The following is a 23,542-nucleotide window of genomic DNA, read 5'->3' on the forward strand; positions in this document are numbered from 1 at the left end:
GGAACAAAATATTAGTCAGGCAGCTCCTCACAATGAAAACCGGCCTTGCGTACCAACCTGATAACATCTGTTGTTGCTATTTGCTGCGCCTCAATTCGCAACACGCAATCTATATCACCACAGTCCACACTCCACCGGGTAATGCGTGACTCCGCATTCAGAACCACCGCTATAGCAGGTATATCTGCTTCCAGGATGTTGGTTTTGAAAATCAATATATCTGTCAGAATTGTGTTCATAAGATTTCAGATTTACGGTTATATAAATGTCAGGGTCGCAACGCTTTTATCACCAGCTTCAATGTCATGTTCATCATCTTTTCGTCAAGCACGAATTTCTCACGATTGCTGTGCAAACCTTTTCCTGATATATGAGTCTTTACGAGCTGATATAGCGGAGAGAAGGCAACGGACCAGTAAATTTCAAATGGAAGTTTTACAAGTTCTTTTCGCTTGATTGCATTATGCGCAAACTTTCCCATCATCTCAATGAAGTTGCTGTCCATCTTTGTAAGAGCGACATTGTGATAGGGAGAATATTTTATCTGTTCCATAAAATGCATACTCATCGGATTTTCAATGAGAAACTTTGCGCGGTTCATCCATTGTACTCTTAATCCTTCCTCGAAAGAGGCGTTAGGATCAAAGTTTTTTAGAATAGCGTCTACCATTTTTTTCATCTCTGCGATCCATAGCTGCAGGATCAAATCATCCCGGTCTTTAAAGTAGATATAGATGGTTGCCGGTGAAACGCCAGCTGCTTTTGCCAGCTTTTGCATACTCAATCCGTCAAACCCTTTCTCTACAATCATCTGGATCGCCTTCTGGCGGATCGCTAATTCCTTACTTTCGTCCCGTGTTCGCATTCTGAAGCAAATATAAATGAATGTTCATTCATTTATAAAAAACTCCCGACTTTTTTTACTTATCGGGGCTTCAGATCACGGCACAACCTTCCATCAAAGTATGTGTCGTATGTTGCCGAACATTATTTTATCTTCACTTGAAATACAACCAAATAAAAAAATATGAAGTTCTTTAAAGTAATGGTGCTGGTGCTTGCGGCAGTCTCCTTTAGCTATGCTGCTCCACCCAAGCGCGAGTTTTATGAAATCAAAATCTATGAAATCACAGGTGCTGATCAGGAAAAACAAATTGATGCGTATCTGAAAGATGCCTACCTCCCAGCGCTTCACCGTGCGGGTATACGTAACGTTGGGGTGTTCAAGCCTGTCCAAAAAGACACTGCTTATTTTGGGAAAAGAATTTATGTACTAACACCGTTCTCATCACTCGAACAGTTTACGACTCTTCCCGATGTTCTTCAAAAAGACAAGCTATATCTCGCTGCCGGTAAAAACTATATAGATGCTCCCTATAATATTCCGCCTTTCGCGAGGCTGCAATCTATATTGTTACGAGCATTCAGCTATATGCCCAAGCTTGAGACTCCAGCATTAGCCGGCCCAAAGGCAGATCGCATTTATGAATTGCGTAGCTATGAAGGTCACACTGAAAAGATCTATAGAAACAAAGTGCAGATGTTTAATGAAGGTGGTGAGGTAACACTTTTCAAAAGGCTCGGCTTCAATGCTATATTTTATGGCGAGGTATTATCAGGAAACCGAATGCCGAACCTGATGTACATGACCTCTTTCGAAAACCAAACTTCACGTGACGAACACTGGAAAGCTTTCGGCAGTGATCCGGAATGGAAAAAATTATCGTCTATGCCAGAATATCAGAACAATGTTGCCAAGATCAATATTTACTTCCTATACCCTACCGAGTATTCTGACATTTAATCTATCAGTATATATCTGATGAAATAAAAAAAGGACACTACTTCTGGTAGTGTCCTTTTTCTTTTTTTGACAGCGAATCAATAGTTTGGATATGGAGATCCCCAATACAAATTCACGTCATTGAAATAAGTATGATCGTTCGTGTCTGGCCAGTGTGTTTTATCGAAGCCAGGAGTTTGTTTCAGATACTCTTTATCACGATTCAATACGAACAATTCTTTATCAGGATCAAGGCGAAGTTCCGCAAATGGAACCGCAAATAATTTTCCGCCTATACCGAGGAATGATCCGAAATCGATCACAGCATATTCAATATGTCCATCATTCAGATTCACCATCAGGTTGTCAATCTTTCCAAGACTTTCTCCCTGAGGGTTCTCAACGCGATCACCAATAATAGATGACGCCGTTAATCTACGAACCGGAATGTTCGCATCAGGACCTTCATGATTCAGACCTGTACGATTGTCTATTTCATAATTCTTTTCCAGGATAGCCATAGTACCTCCTTTTGTTTAGTTAGACAAATGAATTCCTGAGAATAAAATAAATAACTATGCCTGTGAAGTGAGGATTTTTATAGGAGCTATAGGGTAAGGAGTGTTTTGCACGTGGTGAGTATTTTTTTACTCACGGGGAAAGCTTATACCAGGTTTTCTTTTACTGCTTTGTTAACCATATCGATCGCATTGTTTACGCCAAGCTTCTTCATGATGTTGAAGCGATGTGTTTCAATGGTGCGAACGCTTTTACCAGACGCTTCAGCAATTTGTTTATTCTGCTTGCCTTCTACGATCATCTGAAGAATTTCTTTTTCTTTTCGTGTGAGGCTATAGCTGTCGTCAACTTCGATAGTGGCGTCTTTACTGGTGGTGAAAGGCTTTGTATTGAGTAAACGATTTGCGAGTACATTCGAGACAGCGCCACTGAAAAACTTATTGCCGTTATATACTTGCTTCAACGCTTTAATAAATTCAGTTTTATCAGTGTCTTTCAGCAGATAGCCATACGCACCAGCATCGAGTGCCTGCAGTACATATTCTTCAGAATCATGCATGGACAGTATAACAGCTTTTGTTCCAGGCGAGTATGTCCCTAGTTTTGCAGCGGCTTCCAATCCGTTCATCTCCGGCATACGTATATCCAGCACCAGTATATCCGGGTGAAGCTTGCGTGCAGTTTCCAATGCTTCTACACCATTGCCTGCTTCGCCAATCACATCGATGTCTGCATCGGATTCGAGCATAGCCTTTATACCATTGCGGACCAGCACATGATCATCTGCTAAAACTATATTTATCTTGGTCATACTTCTCCTGCTGTTGCTAATGTTTTTACGGGGCTCCGCAATATCACTGTAGTGCCTTTTCCCAAGGTTGATTTTATATCGAGGTTGCCGTTAATATACTCGGTGCGTTCATACATATTAAAGAAACCACGCCCAGACTCTATATTTACACTTCTTGCTTCCACCAGCTTTTCATCAAAACCATTTCCATTATCCGTTACGGAAATCAGAAGGTCAAGCTCGGTCATTTGTAATGTCACCTCAATCCGCGAAGCGCCTGAATATTTAATAGCGTTATTTATAGCTTCCTGTATAATTCGAAATATATTGTTTTCCACTTTTTGAGGGAGACGAAAACTGGTATCACCTTCCATCGAGTATACCAATTCAATATCGGTAAGCTTACCGATCTCACGAATGAATACATTTAATGCCGCAGGCAAACCATAATCACCAAGCACAGTAGGCTTCAGATTAAACGTTACTCTTCTTACTTCTTTAATTACCTGATTGATGAGTTGCTGAATCTCAGACAATTTATTCTGCGCAACGTTCTCATCTTTTTTGAGATCGATCGATTCAATCTGGAATTTAAGTGAAGTGAGCATCTGTCCTATACCATCATGTATATCCATCGCCAGACGCTTGCGTTCTTCCTCTTGTCCTTCCAGGATTAACACCGAGCGAAACTTCTGCTGATTGATTTTTCTCTCAATCTCCGCTTTACTTTTCGCGCGTATATTTTGCTCAGCCAGTTTTTGTAGTGTTATGTCTGAACCGAGCACGAGCCACTCTTCTACTTCTGTCAGTTCATTCAGTGCAGGCACAATCATAACATCAACCCATCGATCTTTACCATTTTTATCCTGGTATCGAATTATACCCTGCCATGAATGGCCATCCGAAAGCAAGTCTATCACTTCTTCCATCCATTCATCATTCAACCTTGAATTTAAAAACAGGTCTTTCAAGGGAACGGATTTCGTTGTCAGTGTGCTGCCGGTTAACTCACTATAGAGATCGGATATAAAAATTACATTTCCGCCACGGTCAGTCTTCGCATAGATCTTGGGAGTCTCCATGGGAACGTTGACATGCGATAATTCTTCGTACGATTTTTCGAGTGAACCATATAGGGCTCCGATTTCCTTCGAGAGTTTCTTCGCGTTCTTTTCAGACGCGATCAACTGGTTAACCGTTTTATTTACTTGTACTGCTGTAGGCCTGAATACAAATAGAATTTCAAGTATAATTACGACAATAGAAATAATGAGTAAAACATATTCGAGTGTGCTTAGTCTGTGAATCTTCAGCTTCGCTTCATGATCATATTGGAATACAATCAGGTTCATGCCATCCAAAAATTCACGCTGGTGTTCTAATATAGTATCGATAGAGGCGCCTAATGTCTCATACGATACATCAGGGTCTTTGCTTAATTCCGTAATTAATGTAGCGGCGCTTTGGCGTATAGCCTGGTGGTTGGCATTGATTCTGCCAAACATAGCTGCAATGGCTGCGCTGTTTTTTCCAGGGAGACGTAAACTATCATTGCCGTTCTGTAGACCGTTGTGTGAGATTGTCCAAAGGTGAAGTGCCCCTTTCAACTCATCCAGAATTTCTACTCGCTCACTGCTGTCTTGCACAGGTTTCAATAGCAGCGCACATTTTGTAATGCGTTGACTCAACATCCGCTGACGTCCTGCTACGTTGATCACATGCGAATCACTCAACTGATTGTCAAGGTGATTTTGAATAAGGAACTGGCCAATGATGGATACCGTAGCAATAACACTCAGCGCCATGATATACCACATGCCCAGCTTGCTGAAGCGGTTGAACTTTAACTTGCCTTCCGGATTAAATTTTAGCGTCATTTACGTAGGAAATTTACGTAATAAATACGGTGAAATACTAATGCAATGTTTCCCATGCGGGAAATCAATAAAATGAAAAATGCCAGACGATGTCGCCTGACATTCTTCTACCTAAACCTAATTTTAACAGAATGCAATTGCTTAGCGGGTAAATCCTATATGGACAAATCCCTCTTCAACTTTTACCGGGAAAACTGCTATACTGCACTCATCGGCATTGAGACAGTCGCCCGACTTTAATGAAAATGTTTTCTTGTGAAATGGACATGCAACTTTGGGTTCACTTTCGTGTGAGCCAATCATACCGCGCGACAACGCCATCTGCATTTTATGCGGACAAAGATTCTGACATGCATACCATTCGTTCCGTCTTGTGAAATTGAAGACTGCGATCTGCATATCTTTATATTTCACGCAGGCTCCGCCATTCTCCGGGAAATCTTCCACACGTGCAGCCTTGAACCAAATCGAAACTTCGCCTTCTGCAGCCGGTGTAAATGTTTTTATTTCGTTATGTAGTTCCATCGTGTTAACTATATATATACCTTTTATTTATTCCAATCGATCGGAGCTTTTTGTCCGCGCATATCTACATACTGAATGGTAGGATCTGTTTCTTCGGCATTAATAAAATGCTTGAACTTTGCGCGAAGCTTCGGATCTTCTACTACTTTCTTCCACTCACAATGGTAGTTTGCAATCAGTGTACCCATATCTTTTTCAAGTTCTTCACCGATGCCAAGCGAATCATTTACGATTACATCATAGAGATATTCTAATCCGCCTTCCATTTTATTTAACCAGGTGGCGGTACGTGTCAACGGATCGGCCGTTTTTATATAGAACATCAGGAAGCGATCTATATACCGGATACAGGTTTCGGTATCTACATCTGTTACCAACAATTTAGCGTGCTGCGGTCTCGCACCACCATTGCCGCACACATATAGGTTCCAGCCTTTATCCGTAGCGATAATGCCAAAATCTTTTGACTGTGCTTCTGCGCATTCGCGGATACATCCGGATACTGCTCCTTTTAATTTATGCGGAGCACGCAACCCTTTATAGCGATCTTCCACATATACTGCAAATGAAACTGAATCCTGTACACCGTAGCGACACCATGTAGAACCGACACAACTTTTAATGGTACGCAATGCTTTACCATATGCGTGTCCACTTTCAAAACCTTCTGCAATAAGTTCTTCCCATATATCCGGAAGCTGATCCATGTGCGCACCAAACATATCAATCCGTTGTCCACCTGTGATTTTCGTATATAAATTATACTTCTCAGCAATGCGGCCTATAGCAGAAAGTTTTTGTGGTGTGATCTCTCCCCCGGCAATGCGTGGCACAACGGAGTAGGTACCCCCACGTTGAATGTTGGCGAGGTAACGATCATTGGAATCCTGAATGGTATCCTGGCTTACTACAAGTTCATTCCATATACTGGACATCAGCGAGGCAACGGCAGGTTTGCATACCTCACAACCGTCACCTGCGCCATGGGTATTCAAAAGCTGGTCGTAGCTTTTTATACCCTTCACTTTAATGATATCATACAACTCTTGTCTGGTGTAGTTGAAGTGTTCGCAAAGTGATTTTTTTATAGTGTGTCCAAGGGATTGCAGTGTGATTTTCAATAAGTCATTCACCATGGGTGTACATCCGCCACAACCGGTACATGCCTTTGTTGATTTTTTAATTTCGTCCAATGACTTTACACCACAGGATGTGATTTGTTCTACCAACGCGCCTTTGGTAATATTCTCGCACGAACAAATTTGTGCTGTATCCGGTAAACCTTTTACTCCGGCTGCTTCATCGTTTACTTTACCGCCTCCGCCAACGATCAACGTTTCCGGATTTTCAGGCAGTATCATTTTATTCATCACCATCTGGTGAAGTATATTATACTGGCTAGCATCTCCAATGAGAATACCGCCCAATAAATACTTACCGTCTTCCGATATGTTGATGCGTTTATAAGTACCCTTGTGTTTGTTCTTAAAAACTATAGGTATATGTGGTGTTGCATCACAGAACGGATCTCCGAAACTTCCTACATCTACCCCGATCAATTTTAGTTTCGTAGACATATCAAAACCAGTAAATTGTTTTGAAGTGTCATCCGTGATTTGGCGTGCTACTATATCTGCCATGTCATACCCCGGTGCCACCAATCCATATACCATATTGTTGTGTACAACGGCTTCGCCTATAGCATATATATTTTCATCGGTTGTGCGCATGTAGTTATCTACTACAATACCGCCACGCGGATGAACATTCAGCAACGTTGCCTTTGCCAGCTCATCGCGCGGACGGATGCCTGCAGAGATGACAAGCATCTCTATATCTAATTTTGTATCGTCAGCAAACAACAATCCTTCGAGCTTGCCATTGCCTTCAATTTTTTTCGTGCTCTTGCCTGTATGTATAGTGATTCCTAACTGCGTGAGTTTATGCGCCAGAATTTCAGAGGCAGCATCATCGATTTGCCGGGGCATGAGGCGTGATGCAAACTCTACTACATGTGTTTCAAGTCCGAGATCCAATAATGCTTTTGCTGCTTCCAGTCCGAGAAGACCTCCGCCCATAACAGCACCGCGTTTTACCTTTTGTGCATACTCGGTGATCTGATTAAGATCTTCAATTGTACGGTATACAAATACACCATCGCGTTCAACACCTTCTATGGAAGGAACGAAGGCGCTGGAGCCCGTAGCGAGTACGAGATAATCGTATCGGTCTGACCGCCCGGTATGTGTACGAATTGTTTTATCGATCCTGTTTATTTCCGTCACCAACTCTCCGGTGTGGAGCTCAATGTTATTCTCGGAATACCATGTTGCAGGCGCCATCAACAAATCATCTGCTGTTGAGCCAGAGAAATAACTACTCAGATGAACGCGGTCATACGCAGGTCGCGGTTCCTCTCCATATACAATGATCTCAACTGCGGCCGAACGGTTACGTAGTTTTTCGCAAAACTTGTAACCAACCATTCCATTTCCTACTACGATGATCCTCTTCTTCATTGCAATCGTTTTAAGTAATTCGAAGCCAATTTTTAAGTAATTATACGTAAATATTCAGTACTGGCAAGCAGTTTAAAAGATAATTTACGTATTATTACGTATAAAATTTAAGTAATGGCTGACGTGCAGAAGACAAAGACCGTAACCATGGTAGGAGCCGGTCCTGGTGATCCCGAGTTAATCACTGTTAAAGGAGTGAAAGCGATTCAAAAGGCTGATGTCATTTTATATGATGCGCTGGCTTCCGAAGAGTTACTTGAATTTGCCAAGCCTTCCTGCAAACGGGTATATGTCGGAAAACGAAAGGGCAAAAAAGAATTCTCGCAGGAAGAGATCAATCAACTGATTGTATTTTATGCGCAACGCTATACGAACGTTGTTCGGCTGAAAGGTGGTGACTCTTATGTATTCGGTCGCGGCCATGAGGAACTTGAATATGCTATGCGCCGTGGTATACATGTGGAAGTCATTCCAGGACTTTCAAGTGCACTTGCAGCGCCTGCTTCCTGTGGTATACCGTTGACAAAACGTGGCGTTAATGAAAGTTTCTGGGTTATAACAGGTATGTTATCGTCAGGAGAAATGTCAAAAGATATAGCCCTCGCAGTACAATCGTCAGCGACTGTTGTTATACTGATGGGCATGACGCACCTCGAACAAATCGCTAAACTTTTTCAACAGGGACGATCACCTTTAGAGCCGGCCGCAGTAGTTCATCATGCGACTACCAGGAATCAAAAAGTAGTACGCGGTACAGTGAGCACAATCTATCAATTGGTACAGGAACAACAGGTCAGTTCGCCTGCTGTTATTGTCATTGGCAATGTTGTTAATGAAAGTTATTTGCTCGATGAATTTACAGAAAGGTATATACAAACCGCTTCGGTGACCTCACATCAAAAATGATGGCGTTTTGATATACCGTATCATTCTCCTAACTTCCTCTCGCAATCGACAGTTTTGCTCCTGTTATACAGATAGCATAATTTTTATTGACCACTGGTTCTCAAACTTTTACGCATGCCATTTAACGAACGTCTTGACAAAGCCTTCATTACATTTGACGCCTATAATGCCAATGATCCTCATCAAGAAATAGTCAACGGAGAATCTCAACCGAAAGAATTAATGTATGGTCAGCGCATGACGGAATGGTTGAATAAGTTTGCTCCGGATGCTCCTGAATATTTACAACTTGCCGCGCGCTGTCAACATATAGGCCGTTGGGAAATACCACGAAGCTCGTATCCGATGGATAAGAAAGGTTATCTACAATGGCGCAACGCTGAGAAAGTACATCATGCAAAAATCGCTGAGCAAATTCTGCTAAGCTGTCGCTATGATACTGATACTATAGAAAAAGTAAAATTTCTTTTGTTGAAGAAAGAGCTTAAGACAAATCCGGATACGCAATTGCTGGAAGATGTAATATGTCTTGTCTTCATTCAATATTACCTGGAAGACTTTGCATCACTACATGACGATGCTAAGGTGGTTGATATTCTTCAGAAGACTTTGAAAAAAATGTCTGCCCGGGCAATTACCGAAGCTGGTAAAATTCCGGTCTCCACAAAAGTGGGAACATTAATTGCCCAGGCAGTAGGATAATATAGCGGGCTATATTTCCTTATTGAACATCGCGCGATGTTTTTTCCTTAACCAATTTTCCATTCTTATCAAAACGATATAGTCTTGTTTTGAGTGGATCCTGGAATTCAAGTAAATATCCGCTGCCTGACTTTTCTTTATATAGTCTTGCATTCTCCCAACCTTTATACGTATCCTCTGATAGTGTTTTGCGTAATTCAGCGGGAACATCTTTATGTTTTATCTCCACCATATCTTTCCCATATGCCGCCTGTGATGGAACATTATCGGGAGCAGGATCACCCTGTTTGATGGGATCGCGTACAGAATCGGCTCTTGGTACAGGAGCTTGTGCCTGTGCAGAAGCAATGCTAAAAACGATAGCACCGCAGAAAAGTAATATGAATTTGTTCATAATAATATGCTTTAGTATATACCATAAACACCTAAAACTGTGCCGCTACAAATTCGTAAACCTACCCTTTCGCAACGGGTGGGATGTAGATTTTTATACTCAGGCGACAACTAACCGTTGGAACAATACAATAAGTGCCCTTGATAAGTAAAGGCAGTAGAGGCGAGATGAAAATATTAAGGAAGGATAAATTGTATCCCGAAAAGCGAACGGCTTGATCTAAGTCAATAGAACTATATATCACGTATCGCCATAAAAAAAGAAAGCCCTGCCAGATAGTATCCGACAGGGCCTTTTCAGCATGATATAATTACGCTACATCACAAATCAATACTCCTTGTTTCAACGAAGCAATTTTGTCTTCACGCTTTGGTATAAATTCCTGTGCTACGTAACCTTTGAAGCCTGTTTCAACAATAGCTTTCATAATGGCAGGATAATTCAATTCCTGTGTCTCATCGATTTCATTGCGACCTGGTACACCTCCGGTGTGATAATGTGATATATACTTGTTGAATTTACGGATAGTAGCAATTACGTCACCTTCCATAATCTGCATGTGATATATATCATACAGCAGCTTGAAACTATCCGAACCTACTTTATCGCACAACGCAGCACCCCATGCAGTGTGATCGCACTGGTAATCATGGTGGTCTACTTTGCTGTTCAGCAATTCCATTGACATGGTCACTTTATACTTCTCGGCAATTGGCATGAGGCGTTTCAAACCAATCGCACAATTCTCAATTCCTTTTTCATCATCCAATCCATTCCGATTACCGGAGAAACAAATGATCTGATTTAAACCAGCCGCAGCTGCTTTCGGAATTATATCGGTATAGCTTTTTACGAGTTCATCGTGTAAAGCAGGGTTGTTAAATCCTTCTGTAATTCCTTTACCTGCTCCCCATGGCATCGCAGAAGTCAATCCGTATTTTTTTAGGATCGGCCATTCTTCAGGTCCTGTCAACTCTATAGAGGACAGCCCTATATTTTTTGCGGCTTTGCAAAGATCTTCCAAGGGAATACTGCTATAGCACCAGCGACATGCAGAGTGATTTACTTTTCCTTTCAGGTTTCCTTCCAGTGCCGCTTCGGCTGCTGAAAGACGATGTGAAAGTGACAGGCCTGCTGCCGCCACCGCTGCTGATCCGGCTATTTTCATAATGGCGCTTCTGCGTGATGATTTTTGACTCATATCCTTGATGGTTAAAGTTCGGTAAGTTTATCGTTTAAATTCTATCCAGTCAACTGAAAACATGTGCTGATTTGGCTTCTGATCTTTTTTGAACACAAAGTAAAGATCGTTCTTTCCTCCGGGATCTTGTATAGGTGTACTGATTTCTTTATACGTTTCCCAATCTCCTGTTGCGGTATAATTCAGCGTGCTTATAATCGGACCCTTTGGTGAATTAACATGCACTTCAATTGTCGCGCCAACTTGTTTGGAAGAGTAACGATACGTAAGCTGCTTTATTCCTTTCAGATCGATTTGATTGAAAGCAAAGTATGATTTATGATGAATGCTTCCCAGGAAATTATCATCACTGTTAATGTTGCGCAAACGATCAGCGTCTTCGGCTTGTACGCGTGCCGGTCGCAGAATCAACGCATCGCTTCCGGATAACGGCACTGCATCTCCTCCCTTATCAGTATATACTGCGTTCAGCGCATAACGGCCTCGCGCATCTTTACTCTTGTGTTCTTTAAAAGCTACCGTTCCGGATTCCGGAAGACTAACAACTTCCTTCTTATCATTCAGTGAGAGAACATAGCGAACAATAGCCGATGCATCTTCTTTGGAAAGTTGAGGATGTGCATTCATCGCATGATCGCCCCATACACCACCGCCTCCGGCTATAACTTTGCTCGCCAGTTTTACGACTGCTTTTTCTTTATCGGATTCATATTTCTTTGCCACCTCTATAAATGCGGGTCCTACTGATTTTCCATTGATCTGGTGACACGCTTTGCAATCACTTCCCTCCATTAACGATTTACCAAGATTGAAAGAAGAGATCTGCTGATGTCCTATTTCTTTGCCTGCATTTGGAAGATACTTGAGTGCGATTGATACATTCGCAGAATCTATAGCTTTATCTTCATTGTCGTGGATGGATACTTTATAGTGAAGTGGTGCATCGTCAAAAAAGAATGTAGTGTTATCTAATGTGGTTACAGCTACAGTCGGTATTGTATTTCCTACTTTGATGGAGAGTGTATCGGTGTCGGATTTTCCGGACGGATCAGTAACTTTTAAAGTCACTTTGAAAACACCGTTCTTTTCAAAGGTATATACCGGGTTCGCTTCTTCTATTGTCTTTCCATCGATTAACCATTCATAAGTAAGTTCGTCATCATCGAAATCAACACTGGATTTACTGTTGAAGTTTACTTTGAGTGGAGCAAGTCCTACCGTATCTCTTGTAGCTATACGTGCATAAGGCTTACGATTACCACCATTGTAGTCGATACGGACAAGTCGGGCATCTACGTTATCAATACCATATACTGAACCATACTCTAACATATAGAACGATCCGTTCGGGCCAACTTCCATATCTATAGGCCTTCTGAAATCACCGGTGGAAGGCATAAACGGTTCCATGCGTTTAAAATTATACTCATCATCCAGGCGCACGATATATACCCAGTTACGCATCCAGTCATAAATGAATAAGCTCTTGTCGAAATACTCCGGAAATTTAGTAGTCGAAGAAAGATCATCATTATAATGATATACAGGACCTGCCATGGCACTTCGTCCACCGGTACCTACATCTGGAAATTCATTCGACTTATCATACGGATACCAGATCATGGCCTTCTGCGCAGACGGAAGATTCTTTGCACCGGTATTATTCGGAGATGTATTCATCGGAGCATTCGGGTCGAAAAGTATACCTACCGACTTCGTTGCAAAGTCAAACTCCGGATATGGTTTGTTATCGCCTACAAAGTATGGCCATCCGTAGTTACCCGGCTTCTTTGCCTGGTTGATCTCATCATAACCGCGCGGACCTTTTGCTCCGTCCTTTCCGGAATCCGGGCCGATCTCTCCCCAATATACTATAGATGTAGCAGGATCAACGGAGATACGATATGGATTTCTGCAGCCCATCGCATAGATCTCTGGTCGTGTCTGCGGTGTTCCTTTTGGAAACAAATTACCCTCCGGTATAGTATAGGTTCCATTTTCTTCCGGGTGGATTTTCAGGATCTTTCCACGTAAATCATTTGTATTGGCAGCAGAGCGTTGCGCATCGTATGTAATGCGTCCTGGAATTTCGTCTATTGGAGCAAAACCATCGGAAGCAAAAGGAACAGTGTTATCTCCGGTAGATATATACAGGTTCCGGTCCTTATCCCACGCCAGTGATCCGCCAGTGTGCGCACTCACTTCAAGTTCCAGTGGAATTTCGATCAGCACCTTTTCTGATTTCAGATCGAGTACGTTGTCTTTACTGATTTTAAAGCGCGATACATTTTGATGTGCCGGCAACGTATTGGGAGTATAGAAAAAGTATATATAGTTATTTTCAGCATACTCCAGGTCGAGCGTAAGTCCGAGCAGCCCGTTGCCGAAGCCTTCCTTCGTATCCGGCATTACCGGAAATTGATAGAGGAGTTTAGTCGTGTTATCAGTAGGTTGGTATACATAGAACTTACCCGTACGTTCTGCAAAGAATACCCTGCCATCCGGTGCTATCGCGAGCTCCATCGGTTCGTTCAGATCGTTTGACAAGATCGTTTTCGTAAAACGGTTTTCCTCTGGAGATTTAACAGCATATGCCTTTGCATAATCCAGCTTGATGTTGGCGCCCATCGCATATTTTATACCACCGAGAAGATGCTTGAGAAATAATGGTTCGCTAAAGCTTTCATTGGTATGTCCACCTCCGGTATAGAAGGAACGTCCGCCATCATAATCATGATACCATGCGATGGGATGGTCAGCACCATTTTCTCCGCCTTCATACGTTTCTTCATCAAGCTTCATCAATGTTTTTATGCCACCGAAAATACTTCTGTAATTATACCATTCATCGGTGCGCTCCCAGCGAAGCGGTAGCCCCTTCGTTGCGAGGTGTGTTGTATCGATTACATCGATCGTTGCACTACGTACATTGGGATTACCGGGATGATTTAAGAAATAGGCACCCACCAGTTTATTATACCAGGGCCATTCATATTCTGTATCCGCGGCAGCGTGAATACCAACGTATCCCCCACCCGCCTGGATATAGCGCTCGAATGCTACCTGCTGATCCGCATTTAATACATTGCCTGTAGTACTTAAAAATACAACCGCTTTATACTTCTTTAACTGGTCATCGGTAAAGTAATGCGCATCCCTGGTTGTATCGACTTCAAAACCATTTTCAGTTCCAAGCTTTTGCAGGGCCGCAACACCGGCCGGTATAGATTCGTGATGCCAACCTGCTGTTTTGGTGAAGACGAGAATGCGTGGACCGGAAGAATCTTCGCATGCACTTAACCACAATGTTATACCTGCCATTAAAACCAGGGCAAGACTTTTCCGAACGAATGTTTTTATCATTTTAAATTTCCCGGGATTATTAACTATTTATAGGTATATGACTTTACCTGACCTTGATTTATGCCAAAGAGTATTTTTTTATCCATCACCATTGAACTCCTGACATCTCCAATAAGCTTAAGACCTGATTGCTGTTGCGTAACATATTTAAAATTACCGTTGCCATCACCTTCAAGAAGTATTCCATGGTTCGCATCGTACTTACCAAACTTCAGGCGTGCGTGCTGTATATTTCCTCCTAAAATTAAATCATCTTTTCCATCATGATTGTAATCCAACTGCATAATTACATAAACGGGAGATACCTGCGCTTCGACCGGCAACGTTTTTTTATGAAATTTTCCTTGTGCATCGCTTAGAAAAAGAGTGGTACGAAGACAATTCGCTGAAAGTTTGCTAACCCCGTTAAGCTCTTCGGGTGTAAAAATATCTTGCAACGTAGCATCAGCATAACTTTTATAGTCGGGGAAACGCTTTCGCTTCGAGCCGATTTGTTCCAGCAATTCATCGCGGGTAACATACGTATAACTCTTGCCTTGTATGAATGTGCAAAGAATTGGATCCACTGAACCGTTGTTGTCGAAATCCTTGAAATATAGTTCAGCGGGCTCGGCATCGCTTACTTTACATTGTGTATTTAGTCCGGTGTTACCCACGATGAGATCAGTCTTTCCATCCTGATTAAAATCACCGGTGAGAATTTTATTCCACCAACCTCGATATTTCTGGGAGAAGTAATCCGAAGTCTTCTCAATAAATTTTCCGTTCTCTTGTATCCATACTGTAACCGGCATCCACTCCCCTATTACGATGAGATCATTTTTCCCATCACCATTCAAATCCGTAAATGCCGCATCGGTAACCATTCCTATAGTTTGCAAAGCAGGAGCAAGCGTAGCGATGGCATCTTTGAAGTTTCCTTTGCCGTCATTGATCAATATATAGCTGGATGGAGTTTCAGGATACCTTCCGGGAATCACGCGACTCCCTACAAATAAATCCGGATAGCCATCACCGTTAACATCGCTAACACGAACACAGCTTTTGCTTGTACGCATCGGGGGTAAAGCGTCTGTATTTTTCTTGAAATTACCTTTGCCGTCATTGATATATAGTCTGTCTTGCAGGGCTTCATCTTCTGGCATAAAATTATGATAGCCTCCGCTGCATACATACAGGTCGGTATAGCCGTCTTTATTTACATCGGCAAATACTGCATCGGTATCATCGTTTTTCTTGTCAGCTTCAAACGCTGGCTGGTTTTTGCGAACAAACTGCCCGTTCTTCTGCTGAAGAAATAATTCGCCTGCCTGGTTTACACCTCCACCGGCATATATATCTTCCAATCTATCACCGTTTACATCGCCTTTCGCCAGGCATGGTCCTGAGAAGGACATGGGATTTACCATCAGCGGTTGTCGCTTAAAATCATTTACGCGCTCTTGCTCGTGAGCAAAGGGCAATATTGCTTTCTCTGTAAAGACTGGTCCTGGCGTTCGCGAGGGTATATATTTACTATCCGCATCGATCTCCCTTACAGTAATGAGTTGATCGGACTTTATATTCTTAATTTTTTGTTGCTTTCCGGAAAGCCAAATGATTTGCATTGAATCGATGTTGGCTTCTTTGCCCAGGCCAACATGCAAGGTGGGAGACACACTGGATTGATAACCACGGGATGGCATTTGCTCCAGGGTCTGTTTCGCGCCTTTTACATGCACTATAATTTTTGTGCCCAGGCCAACTGTATTTTTACCAGCTCCTTCCAGTTTTATTTTGAGATAATGATGTTGTGATTTTTTATTCGTTTCATTCTGGTAAATAAAAGCCGGGGCGTTGATGTTATTTACAACGAGATCAAGATCCCCATCGTTGTCCAAATCAGAATAGGCTGCACCATTGCTGTTGGATGTATTCGTAAAGCCCCAGGCTGTATTTGCTTTCGTAAAGGAGAGATCGCCATTGCTCCTAAATATATAGTTTGTAAGATTTGATGCCGGTATTTTATGAACGAGCTCCAGCACATCCTCCCGCATCAACCTTCCTTTTTGTTGTACATAGTTATCCATATACTTTACGAAATCCATGTTGGTAAAATCCCGTAAATAACCGTTGGTTATATAGAGGTCTTTCCATCCGTCATTGTCATAATCGGCAAAGAGCGCTGCCCAACTCCAGTCTGTATTCGAGACACCAGACAATTGTCCTATCTCAGAAAAAGTACCATTGCCATTATTTAGTTGAAGCATGTTACGCATATACTGGTAATAAAAACCAATACGTATGTTCAGATCGAACTTGCCATAATTATCGGGCGCCAATAATAATTTTTGCCGGTGATTATCTTCCGGAAGCATATCAAGTGTAAATATATCGGGTAGCGCATCATTGTTCACATCGGCTATATCATTTCCCATTGAGAAATTAGAAGTATGGCCGATCATGGATTTGAGCTTATCTGTAAATGTACCGTTACCGTTGTTGATATATAGATAGTCCGGAACGTTGTAATCGTTGGTGATGTAGATGTCTGTCCATCCATCATTATTGAGGTCTGCGAGTCCGGCCCCCAGCCCATACGTTAGCGCTGTGCTACTAATACCGGACTTTGCCGTAACATCATCGAAATGATTGTTAACGTTCTTAAATAAACGGACTCCGCTTGCCGGATCTTGTTCCTTTAACATCTGCGCAGTACTCGCTTCATTTAGTACGGGCAGCGCATTGATGTTGTGGTTGAGCAGAAACATGTCCAGGTCACCATCACGATCGTAATCAAAAAAATATCCCTGTGTAGAAGTAGAAGGACTGTCCAATCCGTATTTTTTTCCCTCTTCTTTAAATTGAGGGATACCGTTCGCGTCATTGCCATAATTGATATATAGCTCATTTACTCTGCGTTCGGGCCTGAGGTTTCCGGAGTAACAAATGTATAGATCAAGTTTACCATCGCCATTCACATCAGCCATGGTAACACCTGTTTTCCAAGGACCGTTGCGCGTATGTATTCCGGATGGTTGTGTGATCTCTGTGAACTTCATGCCGCCAGCATTCAGATATAGCTTGTCGGCAGCCATGTTTGCAGTGAAGTATAGATCGTCCAGTCCATCACCATTGATGTCACCGGCCGCTACACCTCCACCGTTGTAAAAATATTCGTAGATGAGCACGTTGGTGTTGAACGCTTCTGTGAGCGTGTTACTAAAATCAATATGCGTAACTGCGGGAGGAAGTAATTTAAAAAGTGTTTCTGCCGGAGGTGGCGCAGAAGGCGTTTCCTGCTTCGGAGAATCTTTGCAACCTGCTGCAAGCAATGCAACGGTCAACAGACTACTGATAAAATAATGCTTCAACGCGGTCAGGATATATTTAGAATTTAGAAAATCTATGCCGGTGTTTTCAGGCACCAGCATAGACTCTAAATATAGCTTACTTTACTGGGATTCGTATCCCGGGTTCTGATCTAACTTATCATTTCTATTTATTTCATCACGGTGTATCGGCAGGAAATACATCTTATCCAGCCAGAGGCGGTTTTCAATACCCGGATCTATATCCAACGGTTCATACTTATAGTTATAATTATCCGGATCATACCGATAAATCTTCACATCCTTACCAGCTTTAAGTGTAGCAGTGATGCTGATCCTTCCTGCTTTTTGTCCTAGCGTTTCAGACGCAATCATCCATCGCCTTGCATCATGATAGCGGTGTTCTTCGTATGCAAGCTCAACTCTGCGTTCATTCCTATAGCGGTCGCGAAGTACCGCTCCGGCATCTACAACGGCAGGCATACCCGCCCGGAAACGGATCTGGTTAAGCCAGGTGATCGCCTCGGCTTCTTCGCCAAGTTCAATGCAGGCTTCTATATAGTTCAACACGGCTTCGGTATAGCGAAGGAATGGCCAAGGTATTTGCTGTCGCGTGTTTTGATCTACTATAGCGGGATTCGGATCAATGAACTTCTTCATATAGTATCCGGTGCGTGTACCATTCCAGTCTTCAATGGAACTCTGCCGTGTATCGAGACCAAAGTATGATACGACAGAACCGGAACTGTTCACGATTTGATACTGCCCTGTTTGAATCTCGTTATAGGGATCTTTACCAGCAGCATCTGCAGTACGTGGTTTCCAAGGTGAGCCATCACGCAGAATGGTTGCATCCATTCGCGGGTCTCTGTCGGTATAGGGTGCAGCAGCATGATCCGGGTTATCCCAATCAAATGCAGTACCGTCCATCATCTCATAATCATCTACCAGATTTTGGATCGGTGTATTACCTGCCCAGTTGTGATAACCGTTCGGACCGTTGTTACGACCAACCCATGCACCGCCTTCATCTTTTGCATTGATAAAGTAGCGCGCAAAGATCAATTCTCTCTCACCACCATTTTTTGCCAACGCTATATTTGCATAGTTGGCTGTACCCTCCGTTGCAGACACTGGCGCTGCCAAATTGAATGAGTATCCTAATCCAAGGTCTACAACAGCCTTCGCAGCATCTTTGGCTTTCTGCCAACGTTCCGTTTGTGAACCACTGGAATAACCCAGTAAATCATAATTCTGGAACGAGCTCAACAAAGTCGACTTGGTTGCAGCTTTCGCCTGGTCATGCAGGTCGCTCGCGGCATATAGCAGAACTCGCGCCTTCAACGCTAATGCTGCAGTCTCAGAAGTTCTTCCCGATGGCATTGTTTTATCATCCAGCAGTTGTGCTGCTTTGTCACAATCGGCTACAATGAAATCAACACATTCTGCAAATGTATTCCGTGCTATAGTATAGTCTGTTTCACCGAGTTTATAGCTTCTGTCAACAATGGGGACACCACCGTAATACCGGAGCAACTGGTGATAAAAGTATGCACGCATAAAGTAAGCTTCACCTTGAAGCACACTCGCCTGAATCTGACCTGTATTTTCAAACTGTGGTGTCTCCAGGTTTTCGATAGCCAGGTTACACGCACGGATGCGTTGATACATGCTTGTCCAGTTGAGTGTATTATTCACCCATCCTATATCTGCAGGATTGGAACGTGATTCTGTAATTGTATTTATACCGCGGCCGGGGTGCGTAAACATAGCTTCATCCGTCAGGGATGCGAGCATCTGTTCATCGAATCCTCCATTACCCAGTCCGTTATATATATCCGTAACAAAGGCCTGTGACAAACCTGGATCTTTCCATACATCTTCGGACGGCACTTCATTCAGGGGCTTTGTACTTACGAAGTCATCATTACAACCTGTTACTGCGAACATGGCAACGACTGTACCAAGCGCTAAAATTTTAAGCTTATTCATATTCTTCATGGATAAGGTTGTTAAAATGTTACTGTTAAACCTGTATTCAGAATTTTTGCCTGCGGATAGTACTGACCTGTTCCGCCAGTAGACTCCGGATCAAACACATCGAATTTGTCGAAGGTTAACAGGTTTAACGCGTTGACATAAATCCGTAAACCGCTGATGCCAACTTTATTGCCAAAAGCAGATGGTATAGTATATCCCAACTCTATATTCTTGAGGCGAACATAGTTTGAGCTTCTAAGCCAGTATGTATTATCGTTTGAATAATACTGATTGCTTCTGTCTGCAATGCGTGGATGTTCACTGCTTGGGTTGTCGATGGTCCAGCGATTTTTATATACATCCAACAGGAAGTTTCCGATACTTCCGGATTCACCTGTACTTACATAAACCTGTGCACCGGTTGCACCCTGGAATAATATAGAGAGGTCAAAGTTTTTATACCGTGCCCCTATATTTAAACCTCCTTGGAAAAGAGGAATATTGGTTCTGTCATTCCGTACGCGATCATCGGGTGTTATAGCGCCATCGCCATTGTAATCTTTATACCTCATGTCGCCAGGGCGAAGTGTGTTGGTAATGGCTGAATAATCAAGTGTTTCTGCCTGAATATCTTCTTCTGTTCTAAATACACCATCATACTGATATGCTAAATATGTATACATTGGTTTACCCGTTGTTTGCTGCCAGCTTGGAGCACCCGGAGCTTCATCCCAGTATATAACTTTGTTTTTCGCATAACCGCCATTTACACTTACGTTGTATGAAAGCTCACCAACCTGTCCGTTGTAACCGATCAGGAATTCCCAGCCTTTGTTGTTTACCTTGCCTATATTTTCAGCAGGCAATGTCATACCGGTAGTTTGTGGTACGGATGCATTCTTACGCCACAGAATGTTACTGCGCTTGTTCCAGAATACATCAAACTGGAAATTGATCTTTCCGGAGAGCAATGCTCCTTCCAGACCCAAATTGAAGTTATTGGCAACCTCCCAAGTAACCGTTGGATTGGGAACCCGTGTTTCATATATAGTTCCTACTTCCTGTCCGCCTATTATATAGCTACGGAAAGCGTTTGTTGACAGGTACTGATATTCCTGAAGTTCATCACCGTCAATGGTTCCGTTCGCATTCACATCATAGTATATCTGGTCATTACCCAACTGTCCCCATGAACCGCGGAGCTTGAAGTAGCTTACAACGTTTACATTGTTCTTCCAGAAATCCTCTTCAGAGATTTGCCATCCGGCCATAACACCGGGGAAGAAACCATAGCGTGTATCTTCGGGGAACATATAGGATCCATCATATCTCCAGAGAAATTCCAACAGATATTTTTCTTTATAGTTATAGGCTACGCGACCAAAGTAATTTATACGGGCGCGTTCCCAGCCTCCACCATTCGCATTCTTTTCTGCATTTCCTCCCGCAATCAACTGATCGACTGAAGAAGAAATAAAGAATCTCCTATAGGAATTGAAGTAATCATTATCAATGGTCTCGCGGTTTGTACCCGCCAGAAAAGTCAGCGCGTGATCGTTGAAAGTCCGCTCGTAGGTAAGTATACCTCCAAGTAGAACGTTGAGCTGATCTTCATCGCCTTGCGACAATCTCGGTTCAGCAGGACCACGTTGTCCTTTCGATAGTTTCGGAGTCACGCCATCGTCTTCATAGGAAACTTTATCCCATGTATATAGATACCATGGAATCTCCCACTTTTTCGTACGCTTTATATATTTATCAACAGAAGCTGTTCCGGTAAGTTTCAAACCTTTTACCCAGGGTATAGTAACATCCACAGATCCATTCGTTTGTACATAGTAACGTGTATCACGATCGTAACCGGTTTGATTCGTTGTGATTACCACCGGGTTTTCGCCGTTCTCAATATCGGGTCCGGGTAATCCGTTTGGCCAGAAAGCTGGCTGTGTCGGTAAACCACGCATCTGCATTCTAAATATAGCACCGGCACTGCGTGTAGGATAAAATCTGTTTTCCTGGCGACCTAATATACCGATCGTTGTTTTTATATACTTATTGACATTTGCATCGAGGTTAATACGAATATCATATTGCTTATAGCCAGTAGCTGCATTCTTATAGTATGCATCCTGATTTTGGTAGCCAAGCGATGTGAGGTATTTAAAGTTCTCTGTACCGCCTGTGAGTTGCAGGTTGTGACGTGATTGTGGCGACCAATTCTTCAAGGTAGCATCATACCAATCCGTGTTCGGATGTCCCCAGGGATCCGATCCATCTTTGAACTTTTGAAAATCATCCGGAGTATAGGGAGCATCTACCACAGTTCCGTTCGGCCGGGTATAAGTTCCGGACTGTTTAAAGGCCGCGTTGGCGGCACTCCATTCATCTACCGGTAAATTAAAAATCTCCAACTCGTTTCTCATTTCAGCAAACTGTGTGGCGTCTGCGAGTTTCGGCACAACCGTTGGCCGTGACCATCCCTGATTGAACGAGTATAAAATTTCAGGCTTACCTGTTTTACCACGCTTTGTTGTGATGAGGATTACACCATTGGCAGCACGTGATCCATATATAGCAGCGGATGCATCTTTCAATACAGATATACTTTCAATGTCTGCAGGATTTAAACGTTCTATACCGCCTGACCTGGCCGGTATACCATCGATCACGATCAACGCATCATTACTACCCAATGTATTCGATCCGCGAATGCGAATGCTTGAACCATCGTACCCGGGTTCACCGCTTCTGTTTACGGCGATTACCCCCGGCATACGTCCGGCAATGGAGTTGGTTAAATTCAACGCTGGCGATTTTACCAGATCAGATCCCTTTACCGTTGCCACTGCACCGGTAACTGTTTCTTTCTTCTGCTCTCCATATCCTACTACTACTACTTCTGACAATTGCTGTACATCGGCTACCAATGCAACATCCACAGTAGTACGATTGGTAATGTCTACTTCCTGCGCTATATACCCTATAAAACTAAAGATCAGCGTAGTACTTCCGCTCGGTACATCGAGAGTATATCTTCCATCGGAATCAGTAGTTGTACCGACTGTTGTTCCTTTCACCAAAACGTTTACACCGGGAAGTGATTCGGTGCCGTCTGTTACCCGTCCGGTAACACTGAACAATGTGTTCTCTGTTACAAGATTTTCGGTTGCTGTTACTTCTTCTGTATCATCTTCTATACCTCTAACCTTGTTGAGTACAATACGGTCTTTAATTACCTGGTATTGTATATTCAACGGGCCGAGAAGTTTATTTAAAACTGACTCGAGTTTTTCTTTTTCCGCGCTAAAGGAGACTTCGTCCTTGAGCGAGATAAAGTTCTTACTGTAAACAAACCGAACAGAAGCATTTTTTTCAATTCTGTCTAATGCTTTGCTCAGACTTACCTTTTCGACCGTAAGCGTAACGCTTCGGTCCAAAAGACTTTGTGCTTTGCCTACTTCTGCCCGGGAAATACCGGTTAGAATCAGCATAACGACAATCTGGCTCAACGTAATTCGCATAATTTTGCTGAGGTTGACGTGCGTTTGTAGAATCTCTTGCATAATTTTGATTGTTTCGTTTTTACAAAATGAGATAAGTGCCCCTGTTCTGATTATGTATACTTCATAAACAGGGGTCACATTTTAATTGATTAGGGGTGCCGCAATCACT

16 protein-coding genes are annotated in these 23,542 nt (G+C 42.7%); 3 read left to right on the top strand and 13 right to left on the bottom strand.

The features are described 5' to 3' along the window. Nucleotides 1-11 precede the first annotated feature (11 nt). Together B5Y40_RS26495 and B5Y40_RS26500 are read right to left on the bottom strand one after the other, a co-directional pair. On the bottom strand, nt 12-239 hold the full coding sequence (locus tag B5Y40_RS26495; RefSeq protein WP_079689870.1) for a hypothetical protein: 228 nt from the start codon (nt 237-239) through the stop codon (nt 12-14). A gap of 29 nt (nt 240-268) precedes the next feature. Then, nucleotides 269-865, bottom strand: coding sequence for a TetR/AcrR family transcriptional regulator (locus B5Y40_RS26500; protein WP_079689871.1), 597 nt, complete (start codon nt 863-865; stop codon nt 269-271). Between the two features lie 162 nt (nt 866-1,027). On the opposite strand from B5Y40_RS26500, the gene B5Y40_RS26505 reads away from it, so the two are divergent. Continuing rightward, the gene (locus B5Y40_RS26505; RefSeq protein WP_079689872.1) at nt 1,028-1,804 is read left to right on the top strand and encodes an NIPSNAP family protein; all 777 of its coding nucleotides are present in this window, start codon (nt 1,028-1,030) and stop codon (nt 1,802-1,804) included. 77 nt (nt 1,805-1,881) lie between these two features. On the opposite strand, the gene B5Y40_RS26510 is transcribed toward B5Y40_RS26505, so the two are convergent. From B5Y40_RS26510 to nirB, 5 genes are all read right to left on the bottom strand, one after another. Then, nucleotides 1,882-2,304, bottom strand: a complete 423-nt coding sequence (locus B5Y40_RS26510) for a PRC-barrel domain-containing protein (RefSeq protein WP_079689873.1) — start codon at nt 2,302-2,304, stop codon at nt 1,882-1,884. Between the two features lie 143 nt (nt 2,305-2,447). Beyond that, nucleotides 2,448-3,113 (bottom strand): response regulator transcription factor, encoded by a 666-nt coding sequence (locus tag B5Y40_RS26515; RefSeq protein ID WP_079689874.1) that lies wholly within the window; start codon nt 3,111-3,113, stop codon nt 2,448-2,450. Next, nucleotides 3,110-4,969, bottom strand: coding sequence for a sensor histidine kinase (locus tag B5Y40_RS26520; RefSeq protein ID WP_079689875.1), 1,860 nt, complete (start codon nt 4,967-4,969; stop codon nt 3,110-3,112). The genes B5Y40_RS26515 and B5Y40_RS26520 overlap by 4 nt, the downstream gene beginning before the upstream one ends. A 141-nt stretch (nt 4,970-5,110) precedes the next feature. Then, nucleotides 5,111-5,494, bottom strand: a complete 384-nt coding sequence (gene nirD, locus B5Y40_RS26525) for a nitrite reductase small subunit NirD (protein ID WP_079689876.1) — start codon at nt 5,492-5,494, stop codon at nt 5,111-5,113. Nucleotides 5,495-5,517: 23 nt separating this feature from the next. Continuing rightward, entirely contained in the window at nt 5,518-8,013 is a 2,496-nt protein-coding gene (gene nirB, locus B5Y40_RS26530; protein ID WP_079689877.1) for a nitrite reductase large subunit NirB, read from the bottom strand. Nucleotides 8,014-8,127: 114 nt separating this feature from the next. On the opposite strand from nirB, the gene cobA reads away from it, so the two are divergent. Beyond that, nucleotides 8,128-8,919: a uroporphyrinogen-III C-methyltransferase gene (gene cobA / locus B5Y40_RS26535; RefSeq protein ID WP_079689878.1), complete on the top strand. Its 792-nt coding sequence runs from the start codon at nt 8,128-8,130 to the stop codon at nt 8,917-8,919. 114 nt (nt 8,920-9,033) lie between these two features. Beyond that, the gene (locus tag B5Y40_RS26540) at nt 9,034-9,621 is read left to right on the top strand and encodes a DUF4202 domain-containing protein (protein WP_079689879.1); all 588 of its coding nucleotides are present in this window, start codon (nt 9,034-9,036) and stop codon (nt 9,619-9,621) included. Nucleotides 9,622-9,640: 19 nt separating this feature from the next. Here B5Y40_RS26540 and B5Y40_RS26545 read toward each other — a convergent pair whose 3' ends face one another. The 6 genes from B5Y40_RS26545 to B5Y40_RS26570 form a co-directional block, all read right to left on the bottom strand. After that, the gene (locus B5Y40_RS26545; RefSeq protein WP_079689880.1) at nt 9,641-10,015 is read right to left on the bottom strand and encodes a hypothetical protein; all 375 of its coding nucleotides are present in this window, start codon (nt 10,013-10,015) and stop codon (nt 9,641-9,643) included. Between the two features lie 310 nt (nt 10,016-10,325). Next, on the bottom strand, nt 10,326-11,216 hold the full coding sequence (locus B5Y40_RS26550) for a hydroxypyruvate isomerase family protein (protein WP_079689881.1): 891 nt from the start codon (nt 11,214-11,216) through the stop codon (nt 10,326-10,328). A gap of 27 nt (nt 11,217-11,243) precedes the next feature. Further along, complete coding sequence (locus B5Y40_RS26555) at nt 11,244-14,579, bottom strand: ThuA domain-containing protein (RefSeq protein WP_079689882.1); 3,336 nt, start codon at nt 14,577-14,579, stop codon at nt 11,244-11,246. A gap of 23 nt (nt 14,580-14,602) precedes the next feature. Then, on the bottom strand, nt 14,603-17,992 hold the full coding sequence (locus tag B5Y40_RS26560; RefSeq protein WP_079689883.1) for a VCBS repeat-containing protein: 3,390 nt from the start codon (nt 17,990-17,992) through the stop codon (nt 14,603-14,605). 21 nt (nt 17,993-18,013) lie between these two features. Continuing rightward, the gene (locus B5Y40_RS26565; RefSeq protein ID WP_079690027.1) at nt 18,014-19,882 is read right to left on the bottom strand and encodes a RagB/SusD family nutrient uptake outer membrane protein; all 1,869 of its coding nucleotides are present in this window, start codon (nt 19,880-19,882) and stop codon (nt 18,014-18,016) included. 20 nt (nt 19,883-19,902) lie between these two features. Then, nucleotides 19,903-23,433: a SusC/RagA family TonB-linked outer membrane protein gene (locus tag B5Y40_RS26570; RefSeq protein ID WP_245840813.1), complete on the bottom strand. Its 3,531-nt coding sequence runs from the start codon at nt 23,431-23,433 to the stop codon at nt 19,903-19,905. Between the last annotated feature and the right edge of the window lie 109 nt (nt 23,434-23,542).

The sequence above is a fragment of the Ohtaekwangia koreensis genome (genome assembly GCF_900167975.1).
GTDB lineage: Bacteria > Bacteroidota > Bacteroidia > Cytophagales > Cyclobacteriaceae > Ohtaekwangia > Ohtaekwangia koreensis.

What these genes read in the sequence shown, in the direction of transcription:
- nirB (WP_079689877.1), bottom strand. Translation starts at nt 8,013, where the DNA reads ATGAAGAAGAGGATCATCGTAGTAGGAAATGGAATGGTTGGTTACAAG.
- B5Y40_RS26520 (WP_079689875.1), bottom strand. Translation starts at nt 4,969, where the DNA reads ATGACGCTAAAATTTAATCCGGAAGGCAAGTTAAAGTTCAACCGCTTC.
- B5Y40_RS26570 (WP_245840813.1), bottom strand. Translation starts at nt 23,433, where the DNA reads ATGCAAGAGATTCTACAAACGCACGTCAACCTCAGCAAAATTATGCGA.
- B5Y40_RS26550 (WP_079689881.1), bottom strand. Translation starts at nt 11,216, where the DNA reads ATGAGTCAAAAATCATCACGCAGAAGCGCCATTATGAAAATAGCCGGA.
- B5Y40_RS26565 (WP_079690027.1), bottom strand. Translation starts at nt 19,882, where the DNA reads ATGAATAAGCTTAAAATTTTAGCGCTTGGTACAGTCGTTGCCATGTTC.
- B5Y40_RS26540 (WP_079689879.1), top strand. Translation starts at nt 9,034, where the DNA reads ATGCCATTTAACGAACGTCTTGACAAAGCCTTCATTACATTTGACGCC.
- B5Y40_RS26495 (WP_079689870.1), bottom strand. Translation starts at nt 239, where the DNA reads ATGAACACAATTCTGACAGATATATTGATTTTCAAAACCAACATCCTG.
- B5Y40_RS26515 (WP_079689874.1), bottom strand. Translation starts at nt 3,113, where the DNA reads ATGACCAAGATAAATATAGTTTTAGCAGATGATCATGTGCTGGTCCGC.
- B5Y40_RS26555 (WP_079689882.1), bottom strand. Translation starts at nt 14,579, where the DNA reads ATGATAAAAACATTCGTTCGGAAAAGTCTTGCCCTGGTTTTAATGGCA.
- B5Y40_RS26505 (WP_079689872.1), top strand. Translation starts at nt 1,028, where the DNA reads ATGAAGTTCTTTAAAGTAATGGTGCTGGTGCTTGCGGCAGTCTCCTTT.
- B5Y40_RS26545 (WP_079689880.1), bottom strand. Translation starts at nt 10,015, where the DNA reads ATGAACAAATTCATATTACTTTTCTGCGGTGCTATCGTTTTTAGCATT.
- nirD (WP_079689876.1), bottom strand. Translation starts at nt 5,494, where the DNA reads ATGGAACTACATAACGAAATAAAAACATTTACACCGGCTGCAGAAGGC.
- B5Y40_RS26510 (WP_079689873.1), bottom strand. Translation starts at nt 2,304, where the DNA reads ATGGCTATCCTGGAAAAGAATTATGAAATAGACAATCGTACAGGTCTG.
- cobA (WP_079689878.1), top strand. Translation starts at nt 8,128, where the DNA reads ATGGCTGACGTGCAGAAGACAAAGACCGTAACCATGGTAGGAGCCGGT.
- B5Y40_RS26500 (WP_079689871.1), bottom strand. Translation starts at nt 865, where the DNA reads ATGCGAACACGGGACGAAAGTAAGGAATTAGCGATCCGCCAGAAGGCG.
- B5Y40_RS26560 (WP_079689883.1), bottom strand. Translation starts at nt 17,992, where the DNA reads ATGCTGGTGCCTGAAAACACCGGCATAGATTTTCTAAATTCTAAATAT.